The 17399-nt window shown below is 69.0% G+C and carries 11 protein-coding genes; 7 read left to right on the forward strand and 4 right to left on the reverse strand.

Annotated features, from left to right (window positions below; translation table 11 throughout):
- Window positions 1–50: 50 nt before the first annotated feature.
- On the forward strand, window positions 51–1313 hold the full coding sequence (gene tyrS, locus D7Y04_RS39135) for a tyrosine--tRNA ligase (protein ID WP_120595026.1): 1263 nt from the start codon (window positions 51–53) through the stop codon (window positions 1311–1313).
- Window positions 1314–1344: 31 nt separating this feature from the next.
- Here tyrS and D7Y04_RS39140 read toward each other — a convergent pair whose 3' ends face one another.
- Window positions 1345–2169: an SDR family oxidoreductase gene (locus D7Y04_RS39140; RefSeq protein ID WP_120595027.1), complete on the reverse strand. Its 825-nt coding sequence runs from the start codon at window positions 2167–2169 to the stop codon at window positions 1345–1347.
- Window positions 2170–2254: 85 nt separating this feature from the next.
- Between D7Y04_RS39140 and D7Y04_RS39145 the strand changes: the two genes are divergently transcribed.
- Window positions 2255–3421: an EndoU domain-containing protein gene (locus D7Y04_RS39145; RefSeq protein WP_121762637.1), complete on the forward strand. Its 1167-nt coding sequence runs from the start codon at window positions 2255–2257 to the stop codon at window positions 3419–3421.
- A gap of 45 nt (window positions 3422–3466) precedes the next feature.
- Here the strand turns inward: D7Y04_RS39145 and D7Y04_RS39150 are convergent, their stop codons facing one another.
- Both D7Y04_RS39150 and D7Y04_RS39155 read right to left on the reverse strand, forming a co-directional pair.
- Window positions 3467–9526 (reverse strand): alpha-2-macroglobulin, encoded by a 6060-nt coding sequence (locus D7Y04_RS39150; RefSeq protein ID WP_121762638.1) that lies wholly within the window; start codon window positions 9524–9526, stop codon window positions 3467–3469.
- A gap of 51 nt (window positions 9527–9577) precedes the next feature.
- Window positions 9578–10219, reverse strand: a complete 642-nt coding sequence (locus D7Y04_RS39155) for an RlmE family RNA methyltransferase (protein WP_120576061.1) — start codon at window positions 10217–10219, stop codon at window positions 9578–9580.
- Between the two features lie 80 nt (window positions 10220–10299).
- Here D7Y04_RS39155 and D7Y04_RS39160 point away from each other — a divergent pair, with 80 nt between their 5' ends.
- Both D7Y04_RS39160 and D7Y04_RS39165 read left to right on the forward strand, forming a co-directional pair.
- Window positions 10300–10707, forward strand: a complete 408-nt coding sequence (locus tag D7Y04_RS39160; RefSeq protein ID WP_120595031.1) for a hypothetical protein — start codon at window positions 10300–10302, stop codon at window positions 10705–10707.
- 51 nt (window positions 10708–10758) lie between these two features.
- On the forward strand, window positions 10759–11046 hold the full coding sequence (locus D7Y04_RS39165) for a hypothetical protein (RefSeq protein WP_120576063.1): 288 nt from the start codon (window positions 10759–10761) through the stop codon (window positions 11044–11046).
- Here D7Y04_RS39165 and D7Y04_RS39170 read toward each other — a convergent pair whose 3' ends face one another.
- Window positions 11047–12186 carry an acyl-CoA dehydrogenase family protein gene (locus D7Y04_RS39170; protein ID WP_121762639.1) on the reverse strand — a complete coding sequence of 380 codons (1140 nt, stop codon included), beginning with the start codon at window positions 12184–12186 and terminating at the stop codon, window positions 11047–11049.
- Window positions 12187–12518: 332 nt separating this feature from the next.
- On the opposite strand from D7Y04_RS39170, the gene D7Y04_RS39175 reads away from it, so the two are divergent.
- Genes D7Y04_RS39175 through D7Y04_RS39185 form a run of 3 tightly spaced genes read left to right on the forward strand, consistent with a single transcriptional unit; the run spans window position 12519 to window position 17368 of the window.
- Window positions 12519–13619, forward strand: a complete 1101-nt coding sequence (locus tag D7Y04_RS39175; protein WP_121762640.1) for an efflux RND transporter periplasmic adaptor subunit — start codon at window positions 12519–12521, stop codon at window positions 13617–13619.
- A gap of 36 nt (window positions 13620–13655) precedes the next feature.
- Window positions 13656–16805 carry an efflux RND transporter permease subunit gene (locus D7Y04_RS39180; protein ID WP_121762641.1) on the forward strand — a complete coding sequence of 1050 codons (3150 nt, stop codon included), beginning with the start codon at window positions 13656–13658 and terminating at the stop codon, window positions 16803–16805.
- Window positions 16805–17368, forward strand: coding sequence for a MarR family winged helix-turn-helix transcriptional regulator (locus D7Y04_RS39185; RefSeq protein WP_121762642.1), 564 nt, complete (start codon window positions 16805–16807; stop codon window positions 17366–17368). Before D7Y04_RS39180 ends, D7Y04_RS39185 begins: the two co-directional genes overlap by 1 nt.
- Window positions 17369–17399: the final 31 nt, after the last annotated feature.

Genomic DNA, 17399 nt, shown 5'->3' on the forward strand with positions numbered 1-17399 from the left:
GGAAGTCCCGCCCTGCCCGTCGTCTTTTTTGGGCTAGTGTCCGCGGCGCCATGAACACGGACGCACTGCGCAAGGCGACCCCCGAAGAGCAGTTCGAAGAAGTCACTCGCGGCACCGTGGATTTGCACGTGCCGGAGGACCTGAAGAAGAAGCTCCAGCGCTCCTATGACAAGGGCAAGCCGCTCATCATCAAGGCCGGCTTCGACCCCAGCCGTCCCGACCTGCACCTGGGCCACACGCTGCTGCTCACGCGCATGCGGCGCTTCCAGGAGTTCGGCCACACGGTGGTGTTCCTCATCGGTGACTTCACCGCCCTCATCGGGGACCCGTCCGGCAAGAACGCGGCCCGGCCTCCGCTCACCCGCGAGCAGGTGAAGGTCAACTCGGAGACGTACAAGCAGCAGGTCTTCAAGGTCCTGGACCCGGACAAGACGGTAGTGAAGTTCAACTCGGAGTGGCTCGACGCGCTGGGCACCGAGGGGATGATCCGCCTGGCGGCGCGCTACTCCGTGCAGCGCATGCTGGAGCGCGACGACTTCAAGAAGCGCTACCGGGAGAACACCTCCATCGCCATCCACGAGTTCCTCTACCCGCTGCTGCAGGGCTACGACTCCGTGGCGCTGAAGGCGGACGTGGAGCTGGGCGCGACGGATCAGCTCTTCAACCTGCTCGTCGGCCGGCAGCTGATGAAGGAAGAGGGCCTGGAGCCGCAGGTCATCATGACCGGCCCCATCCTGGAGGGCCTGGACGCGAAGCTGGTGGACGGCGTCATCACCGGCTCCAAGATGTCCAAGAGCCTGGACAACTACGTGGGCATCGACGAGCCGGCGGACAGCATCTTCGGCAAGTTGATGAGCATCACGGACGACCTGATGTGGCGGTACTACAAGCTCCTCTCCGCCATGCCGCTCAAGCAGGTGCTGGAGCTGGAGGAGCAGACGAAGTCCGGCGCGGCGCACCCCAAGGCCGCGAAGGTCGCCTTCGCGCAGGAGATGGCCGCGCGCTTCCAGGGTGAGGAGGCCGGCCGCAAGGCGGCGGAGGACTTCGAGAAGCGCTTCGCCAAGAAGGAGCTGTCCACGGAGGACCTGCCGCTCGTGGAGGTGTCGCTCGCGGGCGCGGAGAAGATGCTCGTCACGAAGCTGCTGCCGGAGACGAAGTTCGTCGCCTCCGCCACCGAGGCTCGCAAGATGATGGGCCAGGGCGGCGTGAAGGTGAACGGTGAGAAGGTCACCGACCCCAAGGCGGAGCTGGGGGCCGGCGAGTACACCGTGCAGGTGGGCAAGCTGAAGGTCACGCGGGTGAAGCTGGCCTGAGTCGCCGCGACGGAGTCCGCCCGGGCCTGTTTCAGGGCGCGGGCGGCTCCTTCGGCAACGCGCCTTCGTACAGCGCGGCCGAGCGCCCCATCATGAAGCCGTGGGGCAGCAGCTTCATCATCGTCGCGAGGAAGCGGTTGAGGACGCCGGGCACGGAGAGCTCGCGGCGGTGCACGAACGCCTCCACGGCGGTGCGCGCGCAGGCCTCCGCGGACATGATGCCCACGTCGCCCGCCTTGAACTTCCGGTCCAGGCCGGACACCGACAGCATCTCCGTGGCGATGCCGCCGGGCGCGAAGACGGTGACGGACACGCCCGCCTTGCGCAGTTCGTAGGCCAGGCCGCGTCCATAGCTGATGACGAACGACTTCGTGGCCGCGTAGGCCGTCTGGTACGGCAGCGGCGCGAAGCCCGCCGTGCTGGCGACGAGCATCAGCGCCCCGCCCCCGCTCTGCTTCGCGAAGTGCGCGCCGAAGAGCTGCGACATGCGCACCACGCTGGTGATGTTGGTGGCGAGCATCGCGTCGAAGGACTCGGGCTGCTGCTCCAGCGCGTGGCCGAAGTAGGTGACTCCCGCGTTGAGGATGACGCCGTCGACGGTGCGGCCGGACGTGGCGGTCTCGAAGACGCGCGCGGCGTCGCCGGGCTTTGTGAGGTCCGCGGACAGGGGCAGCACCTGCACGCCGTGCGCGGACTCCAGCTCCGCCTTGAGCGCGGTGAGCCTGTCCTCGCGGCGGGCGACGGCGATGATGTGGGCGCCGTGCTCCTTCGCGAGCAGGCGGGCCATCTCCAACCCCAGGCCGGACGACGCGCCGGTAATGAGCACCCAGCGGCCTCGGAAATTCATCGGTTTCATATCAGGCGCGTTTATTTCGCGGTGCGGCGCCGCGCGCAACCGGGGAACAGCGGGCTTCGGGCACCCCTGTTAGAGTCCGGCCACCATGCGCCTCTCCGGGTCGCTCGCCTGCTTCTTCCTGGCACTCTCCACCGCCCCCATCGCCTTCGCGGGGAGCGGCGTCTTCGTCACTGAAGAGGCCGTGGACGCGGTGGACCAGCCCGAGTCCTCCAAGGTCGTCTTCTCCGTGCAGCCGGGCGTGTCCTATCCGCTCATGAAGAAGGGCGGCCCTGAGCGCGCGTGGTGCAAGCTCCAGGGTCCCAAGGCGGAGGGTTGGGTGCTCTGCGATGGCACGCCCACGGATGCCGTCCAGAAGGCTCCGGACACGGACGCGCTCGTGCGCGCGGACCATGAGAACACGCGCCAGCAGCAGGCGTCGCGAGGAGGAGGAGTGTCCCTCGCGGAGGCGAGGCCCATCGGGAGCGGAGCCGGTGCGGGTGCTCCCGCGGCGGAGCCGGACGACGAGGAAGAAGTCACCGTGGCGGTGCGCGCACCCGCGGGCCGTGCGGCGGCTCCGGGCGACGCGGCGGCGTGCGCGAGCACGTGTGATCAACCGCCCCTCTTCGCCAAGGCCCCTGCGCTGTCCGCGACGGACCGTGAGGTGCTGGACCTGTGCCCCGCGCGTCCCGATGCGAGCGTGAGCGCCGGAGACGTGCAGCGCTTCTTCGCCAAGCACTACGACGACGCGCGGGTGCAGCGCGCCCTGTCCGCGGCGGGCCGTCCGGGCTCGCGGCAGGCGAACATCGAATGGCTCACGAGCCTGTGGGTGAGCACTGGCCCGCGCAACGCGTTCACGCACGTCTTCTGCGGGGACGACTGGCAGCGCGGCCCGATTGGCGGCCTCCACTTCCTGCCCCGCTACGCGCAGCTCGAGGCGGAAGGGAAGGTCTGCTACCAGGGCCCGGCCAGGGGCGAAGAAGCAGTGCGCGGCGAGCAGTACTTCATCCGCTTCAAGGGCCTGTCCCCGTGGTCCTGCGGCGTGAAGCGCACGGGTGGCTTCTCCACGTCGCAGGACGCGGTCTCCATCGCCGCCATCGGAACCCGGGCGTTCGCGCGCTGCTGTGCGCGCGGCGGGGCGAAGAAGGAGGGCGGCGTGTACTCGGCGCCGGACGTGGGCGGCGGCAACTGGCGCATCTGGTGCGGCACGCGCAACGGCACCTACGGCATCGCCACGCTGCACCCCACCGACGAAGCCGCCACCTGCTCGGAGTAGCGGACCGGCGCCACGAAGAGCGCCGGTCCCCTGCCCCGCTGAGGCCTACTGCGCCTTGTCCACGGTGAGCACCGTGCCCGTGGAGTACGCGGTGAACTCCGGCGCGTACATGGACTGCACCGTCGCCGGGCCCACGCGGAAGGTGCCCGCCATGTTCGCGCGCAGCCGGTACTTGAAGTTGTACTCACCGGCTGGCAGCGCCTCGAAGAAGAAGTTCGTCCCCGAGTCACGGGTCTCCTCGTACCAGACGATGCCCAGGTCCCACTTGTGGCGGGACTGCGCGTTCTCCGGCTCCAGGCCCGCGGCGCGCGGGTCCCTCAGGTGCACGTACTCCGCCGCGTGCTTCGTGCGCAGCGACAGCTGCACCTCCACCTCGTCACCGGGCCGCAGCCTCGCGCCGTCCGCCATCGGGCGCAGCAGCGTCTGGTTGCCTTCGCGGATGCGCACGAAGTAGCGGCGCGACACCTGGAAGAAGTCACCGCGCTCCTCCTTGGGCAGCTGCTCCGTGGAGAAGTGCCACGTGGCGGACGCGATGGCGAAGCCCGGCGTCGTCTTCTCCACCACCGTGGTCGCCGTGGTCGCGTTCACCTCCGGACCGGGGACGACAATCTGGTTCTTCTTCCCCGTGTACACGTCCGGCGAGAAGCTCATGGTCACCGCCTGGGAGCCCACCGTCACCTTCAGCTCCTCGCGCGCGGCCAGCGAGCCCTCCGCCTCCATGTAGTTGACGAGCGCGTAGAGCGCTTCCGCCGTGGCGCGCGTGGACTTCCAGTGGTTCACCTTCTTGTCCAGGAGCAGCCACTGCACCATGCCCGCGCGCCGGGGGTCCTTCGGGCGCAGCTCCGACAGCGTGCGCAGCGCGAAGGCATGCGTCTCCGTGGAGTCGTTGTACCAGAGCCAGCCGCGGTCCTCCGGCTGCCAGTACGTGCCCAGGTCCTGCGTCGTCTTCGCGGAGTCCATCACGCTGTCCCAGACCTTCTGCGCGTCCTTCGTGCGCTTCGCCCGGTTCAGCGTGAGGGCCAGGTACCCCTTGAGGTACGGCGAGTGCTGCTTCCAGTGCTTGAAGGAGAACTCGAGCATGCGCTGCCGCTCGGCCGCGGTGAGCGCCTCGCCCGTGTAGCGCGCGTCCGGATACGCGGACGCCACGAAGTTGAGGAACGTGAGGAACTCCCAGCCCAGGTCCTTCTTCATCAGGCGGTTCGCGTAGTCCTCCCGGAAGTGCTTCGCCAGGTAGCCCCACGCGGGCTCCGTCATGGTGGGCGACACCTCCACCCCGTGCTCCATGGCGCGCGACAGGCCGTGCAGGATGTAGAGCGTCATGTACGGCGACGACGGGCCGCCCGGCCACCAGGGGAAGCCACCGTCCGCGTTCTGCGCCTTGCGCAGCTTCGCCTGCGAGGACACGCGCTGGGCCTGGGCCACCTTCGGATCCAACACGCGCAGGAGCGCCTGGTCGGACTCCGCGCCGCCCTTCGCCTCGTTGAGCCAGGGCGTCTCCTCCAGCGTCATCTTCCGGTTCGGATCCACGTCGTCGAAGGTCTCGAAGCGCGTGCTCCGCTCGCTCAGGTCCTTGGCCACCTTCGCCACCGACGGATACTTGTTGAAGAGGCTGGAGACGATGCCCGTGGACACGAAGCGGTTGAGCGTCTGCTCCGTGCACTCATAGGGGTAGTCCACCAGGTACGGCAGCGCCTGGAGCACGGAGTAGAAGAGCTGCGCGTCCACCGTCACGACGAGCTGCTCGTTCACCCGCGTGGGGTCGTCCGACTTCTTCAGGTCATCGAACGTCAGCGTCCGGCGGTCCTTGTCGTTCAGCATGGCGAAGCGCGACTGCGACAGGTGCATGCGGCCGGGCAGCACCGGCAGGGGCCGCAGCTCGCCGTCGCTGAACGCGCCCGTCTTCGCGACCACGCGGAAGGCCACCGGCCCCACCCGCGCGGGCGTGGTGATGGGGAAGCGCAGGTTCGTGCCCTTCCCCGCCGCCACCGTGAAGGCCTGCGACGTCGTCTTCACGCCGAACTCCGCGAGCAGGCTCTTCTGCGTGTCCGGATCCACGATGTCGAACGTGAGCTGACCCTGCTGCGTCTGGGTCCCCGCGTTGTTCACCACGACCTCCAGCTCCGCGCGGTCGCCTTCGCGCAGGAAGCGCGGCAGGTACGGGCGCACCATCAGCTCCTTCACGCTGCGAGTGGCGCGCTGAGTGGAGCCACCGCGCAGGTCCCGCGTGAGCGCGTGAACCCAGACGTCCCACGCCGTCACCGAGTCCGGCACCGTGAACTCCAGCACCGCCGACCCGTCCGGCCCGGTGAGCAGCTGCGGGATCCAGAACGCCGTCTCCGCGAAGTTGGAGCGCAGCGGCTCCTCCGACCCTTCCCCCGGTTCCGGGGGGCCCGGCTCCCCCTTGATGATCTGGATGATTTCGCGCCGCTTCTGCTCCAGCACCCGGCCGGTCTTCGGCGCGGATTCCGCGGCGGACGGCGCGGGCGAAGGCGGCGGAGGCGGAGGCGGTGCACCGTCCGATTCCCGCTGGACGCCCCCGGGCCTCATGGCGCGCATGCGGTGGCCGCCGTAGTAGTTGCGGTAACCCGGACCGCCCAGCCCGTAGCCGTCGCCGAACTTCAGCGTGTCGTCACTGAGATCCGGCGCGGAGGGTCCCTCCCGGACGAGCTCATCGAAGAGCCAGTCCGCGCCGAAGACGCCACCCGACGCACGGAAGTCCACGTAGACGGTCTGCTGCGGATACAGCTGCGCCACCTGCGGCGGCGTGTGCGGTCCGAAGACGTTCAGCGACTGATCGTACATGTACGCGAGCAGCTCCGCGGCCCCCGCCTCCAGCTTCGCACCCTTCGGACCCTTCACCGTCACGCGGAAGGTCTCCTTCGCGCCGGGCCGCAGCGTGTCGCGGAACGTGGCGAACTCCAGGCTGAGCTCCTTGTCATCGAAGGGCACGGCCACCGTCTGCTGGAAGCTCAGCGTCTGCCAGTCGCGCACCATCGAGAGCACCACCGTGAAGCCGCCGCGCAGGGCCTCCGTCACCGGAAGCTCCACCACCGCGCGCCCCTGCCCCGCCGTCAGCTGGCGGTGCTCGACGCGCTGGCGCCCCTGGTACACGTCCATCACCAGCGGCTGGCCCTCGAAGCCGGAGGCCACCATCAGCCGCGCCACTTCGCCCACGCGCACGGAAGGGCGCTCCGCCGCCAGCACCGCGGGCAACCCCGCCGGGGCGTGGGCCCCCGCCACCACGAAGTCCCGTTGCGCGGTGGCCTTCTGGCCGAACGCATCCGTCGTCTCGTAGCGCAGGCGGTACGTCCCCGCGCGCAGCGCCGGCAGCTTCACCGTGGCGACACCATCCGCGCCATGCGTCACGGCCGCCTGCGCCACCTCCGCGCCGTCGTCCCAGCGTTGCAGCGTCTGCCCCACGTCGTAGGCCGTGTCCCAGCGTCCCTTCTGCGCGTCACCCGGCGTGGGTGATACCTCCCTGGCCGACTGCGTGTCCGCGTCCAGGGGCTTGGGCCTGTCCACCGGAACCTCCGACGGCATCAGCGGACGGCTCGGAGCCTTCAAGGCGATGAGCCGCCAGCGGCCCGGTCCGGCCTGCGGCGCGCCATCCAGGTTCGAGCGCACGAGCCGCACTTCCGACGGGAAGTCCTCGCGGACGAAGCCCACATCGGAGTCCACGCGCCCCTCCACCGACACGAAGCCCAGGCGGAAGGACCGGCTCGCGGAGCGCGTCTCACCGCCCTCGTCCGTCAGGTCCGCCTCCACGCGGTAGCGCCACGACATGCCCTGCGCCTTCGCGAGCCGCTCGTCCGCTTCCGGGGTGAACGCCACGGTGAAGCCGCCGTCCTCGCCCACCGTCGCCGTCCCGGAGGCCACCAGCTCCGTGGTGGCCGGGATGCGCTCCCAGAACCACCAGCGCGGCAGCACCGGCTCGCGCGACACGCGCCACTTCACCGCGCCGCGCGTCACCGGGAGACCGAAGTAGTAGCGGGCCTCGCCCTTGAACGTCGCGCGCCGGTTGAGCCGCATCGCTTCCGGCGCGTCCTTCAGCGTCACCTCGAAGGTGGGCCGCTTGTACTCCTCCACGCGCACGCTCGCGTAGCCGTTGGGGCGCGTGCGCACCGTCCACTGGCCCAGGGGCCGCCCGGAGGGAATGTCGAACTCGCCCGCCACCGATCCAAACAAGTTGGTGCGAGCCTCGCGCCTGGCCACCTCCTGGCCGTTGGGGTCGACGAGCGTCACCGTGATCGCCGACTCCGGCAGCACGCGGTAGCGCTTCGACTCCTCCTCCGGGCGGTAGGCCACCACCTTCCACAGCAGCTTCTGCTGGGGCCGGTAGACGGCGCGATCCGTGTAGATGAGCGTATGGTCCTGCGGGGTCGACTCGTAGAGGGGGGACAGGTACACCGAGCCCGGGAGCACCATCACGCCCTTGCCCCGGCCCAGCAGCAGTTCCATGTCCTCGTAGCGGTCGGCGTTCTTGCCCGTGAGCAGCAGGTCGCCGTTCGCGTCGGTGCGGCGGCTGACGATGTTGAAGCGGCGGGTGCTGTAGTCCGACTTCACCAACCGCACCTCCACGTTCGCAGCGGGCGCCCCCGTGGCGCCGTCCACCACGTGGACCTCCGCCTGGTGGGGGTTCGCCTTGCGCACCGTCGCGGCCCAGGGCGACACGGACATCGGCAGGGCGAGGATGCGGTTGTTCTTCTTCGCGAAGTCCTCGCGCGTGGACATGGCGATGATGTACGCGCCCGCCTTGAGCGCCGGCGGGGTCACGAACGTCTGGTGCCGCTGGAAGTCCGGCGTGGGCGGCAGCGCCATGCTCCACACTGCGTCCGGCTTGCGCGACGCCACCATGCGGAGCCGCTCCTCGGTGGAGGGGTACAGCGACAGGTCCTCGCCGGGCTTCGCCAGCCGTGCCTCCACATCCACCGCGTACGCCCGGAGGTACAACGTGCCCACGTTGCGGTGGCCCACCAGGATGGACCGCTTGCCCGGCCCGTCCACCTGCATCCCGGTCGCGTACAGCTCCGGCGCCTCCAGCGTCGCCATCAGCGCCGCGCACTGCACGCCGCCCACCGACTTCGGCCACGCCTCCGCGCCCGTCTTCGCCAGGGCATGCGCGGTGATGGCGCGGCCCGCCTGCTCCTCCATCCCCGCGAGCTGGTGCTGGCCCTTGGACCACCACGGCACGTCCCGGAAGCCCTTCAGGTGCGCGGCCAGGTGCTCCCGGATGCGCCGCTTGTCCGCGGCTTCGGTGAACGACGCCGACAGCACCTCGTAGCGCCGCAGCCGCGCCTCCAGCGCCGCCTCACGCCGGCCCGCCGCCAGGTGCCACGCCTCCAGGTCCCCCAGCACCGCCACCCCCTTCATCAGAGGGTGCACGGAAGGGTCCTTCAGCTCCACCTTCGGCGTGCTGTCCAGGAGCGCGCCCAGGTCCAGCCGGTACACGCCCTGCTCCTGCTCCGGCCGCCACAGGCCCGTGTCGGCCAGAGAGCCCACCCACAGGTACGTCACCGCGTCGCGCACCGTGGAGCGGATGCCCTCCGGGTACGTGTTGGGCTGGATGTACTCGGACAGCACCTTCACGGGCTCGGTGCCGAACTTCTGCCGCGACTCCCAGACGGCGGCGTACGTGCGCTGGATCTCCGTTGAAATCTGATCCTTCGTCCACGCCTTCAGGTCCACCGGCCCGGTGGACACCACCTGCTCACGCTGGCCAATCTCGTAGCTGTACGACTGCTGGTAGTTCGCGAGCACCGCCGCGTAGAACAGGTGGAGCGTGGCCTGCTGCCGCAGCCCCTCCGGCCAGGGCTGTTCACGCAGGAAGCGCACCGTCGTCTCATAGCCATGCAACCGCGTGCGCAGCTGCACCGTGCGGATCAGCGCGCGCGTCCACTCGTCCGCGTCGCCCTGGGCCTTCGCCGCGGCGAGCCGGGCCTCGGCTCCCTGCGCGGCGGACTCGACCTTGTCGTCCTCGACGAGCGCGTCGATGGCCTTCCACGTCGGGGGCGCCTTCGCGGGGGCCGCCACGGACACGGAGGACAGCGCCAGGGACAGCAGGCACAATACGACGACGGAAGCACGCGAGCGTGGTGGAGAAGACATAGGGGCGGCACTCTAGACGCCGCCCGTGTCCCTGGCGTTCCCTTCTCTGTTTCAGGATGCCGCGGGCGCCGGGGCCCGGCGCCTCAGACCCACCACGTAGACCTCCATGCTGGCGCCGCGCGTGGCCTCCGGACGGACGATCTTCACCTCTTCGAAGTGCTGCCGCACCTCGTCACGGAAGGCCTCGAAGTCGCCCCCCATGAAGACCTTGGCCACGAAGGTGCCGCCGGGCCGGCCGCGCGTGGCGGCCACCTCCAGCGCCTTGCCCGCGAGCCGCAGGCTGCGCGCCTCGTCCGTGCCCTTGATGCCGGACGTCTTGGGCGCCATGTCGGAGATGACCGCGTCGTAGGGGCCGTCGTACAGCGCGGCCAGCTTCGCGTCGAAGTCGTCCGCGAGCACGTCCAGCACCGCCGTCGTCACCCACTTCTGGGAGAAGGGACGGATGGCCGAGATGTCCACGCCGATGACGCGCCCGTGCATCCCCACCGCGTCCGCCAATATCTGGAGGAACCCGCCCGGCGCGGCGCCCAGATCCAGCACCGCCGCGCCCTTCTTCACGGACCCGGGGAAGCGCTTGAGGATCTCATCGACCTTGAACGCGGAACGCGCTCGCAGTCCCTCTTGCTTGGCTTTCTGGAAATAGTGGTCTTTAGGACGGTAGGGCTTGCCCATGTCAGAAGCCGTCCCTAGCATCCGCTACTGTCTTCGGAAAGCCGGAGCAGTCGCGGCCTGTCGGCTGGCCGCGCCCACGGATTTGCCGGAGGGTTGGTGGCATGGGCACCCGGAGCGTGACAGCGGCCTTGTGCATCTCCCTGCTCTTCGCGGGTGGGGCAGCGTTCTGCTACGCACGTGCCGAGGCCCTGCAGGCCGAAGGGCGCTGGCTGATGGCCCGGGGCAGCGCCCAGGCCTCCGACTTCGCCCAGAAGCTGGACGGCACCTCCGTGGACGCCCAGCTGAAGACCTTCAAGGAACGGCGGGGGGTGATGGAGCAGGCCCACCGCTGGCAGCGCGGCATGCTGCTGGGCATCATGGCCGCCGTCCTGTCCGGCCTGTCCGCCTACGTCCTCTTCCTCCTCAAGCGGCTGGACGACCAGCTCCTGGACGCCACCGGCGAGCTGCGCCGGCCCCAGGAAGCCTCCTCCCTGCCCACCCCGGCGTTCGCGACCAGCGTCCAGCGGTAGACACAGACTCTGGCAGGATGCGGCCGTTACCGTCTGACGGGGAGGACCGCCATGCCCGGCTGCGCGCACTGCGGACACGCACTCGACATCATCGCGAATCAGGTCGGCCGGCGCGACACGTGTCCCGGCTGTGAAGAGGACCTGCGCTCGTGCCGCAACTGCCGGCACTTCGACGAGTCCGTGGCCAAGGCCTGCAAGGAGCCCTTCGCGGAAGCGCCCCGCGACAAGGACGAGGCCAACTTCTGCGAGCTCTTCCAGCTGGGCGAAGGCGGCCTGCACCAGAAGGCCTCACGCGACGCGATGGTCAGCGCCGCGGAGGCCCTCTTCGGCAGGAAGTAGCTAGAAGCCGTACAGCTTGGAGATGATCTCCTTCATCACCTCGGAGGTGCCGCCGCCGATGGTGATGAGCCGCACGTCGCGCCACATCCGCGCGATGGGCGTCTCCTCGATGTAGCCCATGCCGCCGAAGAACTGCTGGCAGTCGTAGGCCACGCGCTGGGCCAGGTCTCCGGCGAACAGCTTCGCCATGGAGATCTCCTTCACCGGGTTCTCCTTCCGGTCGTAGAGGTCCACCGCGTAGTAGTTGAGCCGCCGCGCCGCCTCCACCGCCGTCAGGTGCTCCACGAACTTGTGGCGCCACACCTGGAACTTGATGAGGGGCCGGCCGAACGCCTCGCGCTCGTTGCCGTACTGGAGGGCGTCCTCCAGCATCCGGTCCATGCCTCCCACCGTGGTGATGGCCCCCACCAGGCGCTCGCCCTGGAAGTTGGTCATGATGTGGTAGAAGCCCGCGTTCTCCTCGCCCAGCACGTAGCGCGCGGGGATGCGGCAGTCCTCGAAGTAGAGGATGGCGGTGTCCGAGGACAGGTTGCCAATCTTGTCCAGCTTCTTGGAGATGCTGAACCCCTTCACATCCGTGGGGAACGTCACCAGCGAGATGCCGCCGTAGCCCTCCTCACCGGTGCGCACCGCCAGCGTGATGAAGTCCGCGCGCGTGCCGTTGGTGATCCACATCTTGGAGCCGTTGATGACGTAGTCGTCGCCGTCCCGGCGCGCCGTCGTCTTGATGCTCGCCACGTCGGAACCGCACCCCGGCTCGCTCACGCCCAGCGCCGCGATGCGGTCGCCCTTGAGCGCGGGCTCCAGGAACTCGCGCTTCTGCTCGTCGGTTCCAATCTCGCTGATGATGGGCGTGGCCATCTGGCTCTGCACCAGCAGCGCCATGTTCACGCCCGCGTTGCGGCTGCGCGACAGCTCCTCCGCGAACGCCGTCACGTACCAGTAGTCCAGCCCGCTGCCGCCGAACTTCGGGTCGTGGTTGATGCCCAGGAAGCCCAGCTCGCCGCACTTCTTGAACAGCTCGCGCGGGAAGATGCCCGCCCGGTCCCACTCCAGACCGTAGGGCGCCATCTCCTTCTCCACGAAGGCGCGCACCGACCTGCGAAACGCCTCGTGCTCCTCGGTGAACGGATTGAGCATCGCGAGTCCTTGGGGGTTGTCCCGCTGCGGGTTGATTCGCGAGTCAATAACAGGCGCCCGACGTCAGCCACAAGCAACGCCCCGCGTCCCCACCCCGCCTGACGCCCGCCTTCCTGGTGACGCAGCGCGCCGGCGCCAGTGTTGTGAAGAAGTCTGAAGGCTTGGGGGGTAGGCAGCCAACCCCGCAGGATGACTGGGGAGTGGATAGTCCGCACTCCGGAGTATCCTCTTGACAGATAATCGAGCGTCGGTAATTTCTAGCCCACAAAGAATTAGCCGGAGCAGGTGCCAGGGCGGGTGTCCCGCCGGCGACCCGGCAGGAGTTCGGACGCGTGAATCAGCGAATCTTGGCTGCCGTGGTTGCCGTGGCGGTTTCGACGGCGGGGTGCTCGAAGGCGGGCGCGGAGAAGGCGCAGCTTCCGACTCAGCAGGAAGGCTCCAACGCACTGGGCGTCAAGGCCATCACCCCGGCCACGGAGCTGGAGCAGAACGTGACGCGCGTGACGGGCCAGGTCCGCTCCAAGCAGGAGGCCGTGCTGGGTCCCCAGGCGACGGGCACGCTCGCGAAGGTGAACGTCCGGGTGGGCGACAAGGTGAAGAAGGGCGACGTGCTGGCGCAGCTGGACACGTCCAACGTCTCCATCGCGGTGGACCAGGCGAAGGCGGCCAGGGACATGGCGGAGGCCGGGCTGCAGCTGGCCTCCAGCAACCTGGAGCGCATGCGCAAGGTCGCCGAGTCCGGCGGCGTCGCGGCCAACGCGCTGGAGCAGGCGGAGATTGGCCAGAAGCAGGCGGCGGCCCAGGCGGCCCAGGCCGGCGCGGCGTACCGGCTGGCGGTGGAGAACCTGCGCGACCACAGCATCGTGGCGCCCTTCAACGGCGTCATCACCGCGCGCACGAAGAACGTGGGTGACTCGGTGGCGATGACGCCCTCCACCCCGGTGTTCTCCATCGTGGACGCGGACGGGCTGGAGATCCGGATGATGGTGCCGGAGTCCGTCATCGACAACGTGACGCCGGGCATCGTGACGCCGGGCACCGTCAACCCCAGCGGCATGCGCTTCGAGGCGAAGGTGGCCAACGTGGGCGCCGTCATCGACGCGCAGAGCCGCACCGTGGAGGTGCTGGCGGACGTGACGGGCAAGACGGACCACCCGCTGCGCCCCGGCGCGCTGGTGGAGATGGACTTCTCCAAGGCCGCGGGTGACGCGGGCAACGGCCTGTTCCTGCCGGCGCAGGCCGTCAGCAGCAAGGGCCAGGACGGCTTCGTGTGGGTGGTGCAGGACGGCACCGTGCGCAAGCGCGACGTGCGCGTGCAGCGCGTGCTGCCCGGCTACGTGAAGGTGCTGCAGGGCCTGACGGCGGAAGAGCGCGTGCTCGCCGACGCTTCGCTGGACGTCAAGGAGGGGACCGCCGTGCGCGTCGCGCAGTAGCGGTCCCTCCTCCCCTCTTCTTCCCTGGGTATCTGAATGCTCAAGACCTTCATTTCACGGCCCATCTTCACCGCCATGCTGATGCTGGCGGTGGTGGTGTTCGGCCTGTTCGCCTATCCGAAGATCGGCGTGGATCAGTTCCCCGACGTCGACTTCCCCGTCGTCACCGTGACGACCGTCCTCCCGGGCGCGGACCCGGAGACGATGGAGAAGAACGTCTCCGACCCGTTGGAGGAGGCGCTCAACACGCTCAACGGCGTGGACGTGCTCAAGTCCATCAACCTGGAGAGCGTTTCGCAGATCGTCGTGCAGTTCAAACTGTCCACCAAGGTGGACATCGCGGCGCAGGACGTGCGCGACCGCGTCCAGGCCACGCTGAGCAAGCTGCCGGATGAGGTGGAGACGCCCGTCGTCGAGAAGTTCGACATCGGCGCCGCCCCCATCATCACGCTGGCGCTCGCGGGCGCCCTCCCGGTGGAGGAGCTGACGCGCATCGCGGACGACATCGTGAAGCCGGCGCTCCAGCGCAACCAGGGCGTGGGCAGCATCGACATCGTCGGTGGCCGTGAGCGGGAGATCCAGCTGGTGGTGGATCCGAACCGCCTGCGCGGCTTCGGTCTGGCCATCAGCGACGTCAGCCAGGCGCTCAAGGCCCAGAGCCTGGACGTTCCCGGCGGCCGCAGCATGGACAGCGGCCGTGAGCGCGTGGTGCGCCTGACGTCCGAAGCGAAGAGCGTGGAGGACATCCGCAACATCATCATCACCAGCTCGGGCGGCGCGCCGGTGCGCGTGCGAGACATCGCGGAGGTGGTGGACGGTCCCGCCGAGCAGCGCTCTGGCGCGAAGAGCGGCGATCGCAGCGCGGTGGCGATGGTGGTGCGCAAGCAGTCCGGCTCCAACACCGTGCAGGTGGCGGACCTGGTGCAGGAGTCGCTGGCGGACATCAACAAGACGCTGCCCGCGGGCATCCAGGTGGAGACGGTGACGGACAACGCGCGGTTCATCCGCTCGTCCATCCATGCCGTGCAGGAGGACCTCATCCTGGGCGGCGTGCTCGCCGTCCTCATCGTGTTGGTGTTCCTGCGCAACCTGCGCTCCACCATCGTGGCGGCCGTCGCGCTGCCGGTGTCCGTGGTCGGTACGTTCGCGGTGATGGCGGCGCTGGGCTTCACCTTCAACATGATCACGATGCTCGCGCTGACCCTGTCCATCGGTCTGCTCATCGACGACGCCATCGTGGTCATCGAGAACATCGTCCGTCACATGGAAGAGGGCGCCTCGCCCATGCAGGCCGCGCTGGAGGGCGCCGGACAGATTGCCCTCGCGGTGCTCGCGGTGACGCTGGCCATCGTGGCGGTGTTCATCCCGGTGGCCTTCATGGACGGCATGATTGGCAAGTTCTTCTACCAGTTCGGCGTCACGGTGGCGGTGGCCACGCTCATCTCCTACGTGGTGTCCATGACGCTCACGCCGATGCTCTCCTCGCGCCTGCTGCGTGAGCACGGGCACCCGACGGGCATCTCCGCCGCGGTGGAGAAGGTGCTGGTGGGCATGGAGAACGGCTACCGGAAGATTCTGGGTGGCATCCTCCGGCAGCGCGCCCTGACGATGGTCGTCGCGGTGGTGGTGCTCTTCGCGACCTTCGGCATGGCCCGCTTCCTCAAGTTCACGTTCATTCCGGAGCAGGACAACGGCAACATCAAGCTGACGGTGGAGCTGCCCATCGGGTCCACCATCCACCAGACCCAGACGCAGCTGGACACCTTCGCGGCCCAGGTGCGGTCGCTGCCGGGCATCGACTCCACGTTCACCACCGCCGGTGGCGGCGTGCAGGAGGAGGTCCACAAGGGCGAGGTGCTCATCAACCTGAAGCCGGTGGGCGACCGCGCCTTCAAGCAGAGCGAGCTCAAGGCCTACCTGCGCCAGACCATCAAGGCGCCCCCGGGTGTCACCGTGGCCGTGCAGGACGTGGCCGCGGTGGCGGGTGCCGGTTCGCGCAGCCAGCAGGTGCAGTTCAACCTGCGCGGCGACAACTGGAAGGAGCTGACCGCGTCCGCGGAGAAGATGCGCCTGGAGATGCTCAAGAACACGGGCCTCACCGACGTGGACATGACGTACCGCTCCGGCAAGCCGCAGTACGACGTGCAGGTGGACCGCGACCGCGCGGCCACGCTCGGCGTGCCGGCCGCGTCCCTGGGCGCCACGCTGCGCTCCTACCTGGGCCAGGACAAGGTGCTGGACTACCGCGAGGGCGGTGAGACGTACGAGGTGAAGCTGCGCCTGCCGCCGGAGACGCTGGCCTCCGCGGACGCGCTCGGCCAGCTGGCCGTGCGTGCCCCCAACGGGCAGCTGGTGGAGCTGCGCAACCTGGGCCGCATCGTCCCCGCCGAGGGCCCGGTGCAGATCGACCGTCAGTCGCAGCGGCGGCAGATCACCATGCTGGCGAACCTGAAGGAGGGCTACGCGCTCTCCGACGCCATCACCTACATGCAGGGCTACGCCGCCACGCAGCTGCCCAAGAGCGTCGTGGGCGAGCTGGAAGGCAACGCGAAGGAGCTGGGCAAGTCCGTGGCCGCGTTCGGCACCGCGCTGCTCCTGGGCATCATCCTCATCTACATGATCCTCGCGGCGCAGTTCGAAAGCCTCATCCACCCGTTCACGATCATGCTGTCACTGCCCTTCGCCTTCATCGGAGCCATTGGCGGCCTGCTGATCACCGGCCAGTACATGTCCATGTTCGCCCTCATCGGCGTCATCATGCTCATGGGCCTGGTGGTGAAGAACGGCATCCTCCTGGTGGACTTCACACTGCAGGTCCGTGAGAAGGGCCGCACGGCACACGAGGCGCTCCTCGAGGCCGCTCCGGTGCGTCTGCGCCCGATTCTGATGACGACCATCGCGATGATCGCCGGCATGATCCCGGTGGCCATCGCGAAGGGCGACGGCGCGGAGACGCGCGCGCCCATGGCCATCACCATCATCGGCGGCCTCATCACCTCCACGTTCCTCACGCTGGGCGTGGTGCCGGTGGTGTACTCGCTGCTGGATCAGCTGGCCGCGCGCTTCAAGCGCAACAAGGGCAGCGACAAGGGCTTCGCGGGTGGCTCCGGCCCGGCACACGGTCCGTCCAACCAGGACCGTGAGCGGGAGGCCGCCGCGGCCGCGGCCCGGGTGGAGACTGCCTGATGCGCCGACCCACCTCCATCACCTCCCCCTCGGAGTCCGAAGTGCGCTCCGAGGGGAAGGACGAGGCCGCTGACGAGAAGGCCGTGATGGAGCGCCTGCTCCAGGATGGGGACCAGTCCACGCCGGACTCACGCCGCTTCATGGGGCTCATCCGGGAGCTGGCCCACTTCCGCTCCCTGAGGGATCCGCTGGCGAGCCTCTGCGACGACATGCGGCTGACCCCCACCCAGGTGCACGCGCTTGGGTGGCTGGGCATGGACGGCCCCATCCAGGTGGGCGTGCTGGCGCAGCGCATCGGCATCACCAAGAAGACCATCACCGGAGTGGTGGACCGCCTGGAGGACATGGGCATGGTGGAGCGCGGCCGGGACGCGGAGGACCGCCGCGCCGTCACCGCCAAGCTCACCGACCGGGGATGTGAAATCTACAAGGTCATCCAGCTGATGACGGACGCGGGCATCCGGCGGTTGATGGGCCTGCTTCCCGAGGATGATCGCGAGGCGCTGTTCGGCATCATCGAGCGGATGCTCGCCCGCATGAAGGCCGCCGCACCGCCGCGCTGAAGAGGGTACCCAGGTGCGTGGATGGGCGCGG

The sequence above is a fragment of the Corallococcus sp. AB038B genome, assembly GCF_003668955.1.
GTDB classification, from domain to species: Bacteria; Myxococcota; Myxococcia; order Myxococcales; family Myxococcaceae; genus Corallococcus; species Corallococcus exiguus.

What these genes read in the sequence shown, in the direction of transcription:
- D7Y04_RS39160 (WP_120595031.1), top strand. Translation starts at nt 10,300, where the DNA reads ATGGGCACCCGGAGCGTGACAGCGGCCTTGTGCATCTCCCTGCTCTTC.
- D7Y04_RS39150 (WP_121762638.1), bottom strand. Translation starts at nt 9,526, where the DNA reads ATGTCTTCTCCACCACGCTCGCGTGCTTCCGTCGTCGTATTGTGCCTG.
- tyrS (WP_120595026.1), top strand. Translation starts at nt 51, where the DNA reads ATGAACACGGACGCACTGCGCAAGGCGACCCCCGAAGAGCAGTTCGAA.
- D7Y04_RS39170 (WP_121762639.1), bottom strand. Translation starts at nt 12,186, where the DNA reads ATGCTCAATCCGTTCACCGAGGAGCACGAGGCGTTTCGCAGGTCGGTG.
- D7Y04_RS39155 (WP_120576061.1), bottom strand. Translation starts at nt 10,219, where the DNA reads ATGCTAGGGACGGCTTCTGACATGGGCAAGCCCTACCGTCCTAAAGAC.
- D7Y04_RS39185 (WP_121762642.1), top strand. Translation starts at nt 16,805, where the DNA reads ATGCGCCGACCCACCTCCATCACCTCCCCCTCGGAGTCCGAAGTGCGC.
- D7Y04_RS39145 (WP_121762637.1), top strand. Translation starts at nt 2,255, where the DNA reads ATGCGCCTCTCCGGGTCGCTCGCCTGCTTCTTCCTGGCACTCTCCACC.
- D7Y04_RS39180 (WP_121762641.1), top strand. Translation starts at nt 13,656, where the DNA reads ATGCTCAAGACCTTCATTTCACGGCCCATCTTCACCGCCATGCTGATG.
- D7Y04_RS39140 (WP_120595027.1), bottom strand. Translation starts at nt 2,169, where the DNA reads ATGAAACCGATGAATTTCCGAGGCCGCTGGGTGCTCATTACCGGCGCG.
- D7Y04_RS39165 (WP_120576063.1), top strand. Translation starts at nt 10,759, where the DNA reads ATGCCCGGCTGCGCGCACTGCGGACACGCACTCGACATCATCGCGAAT.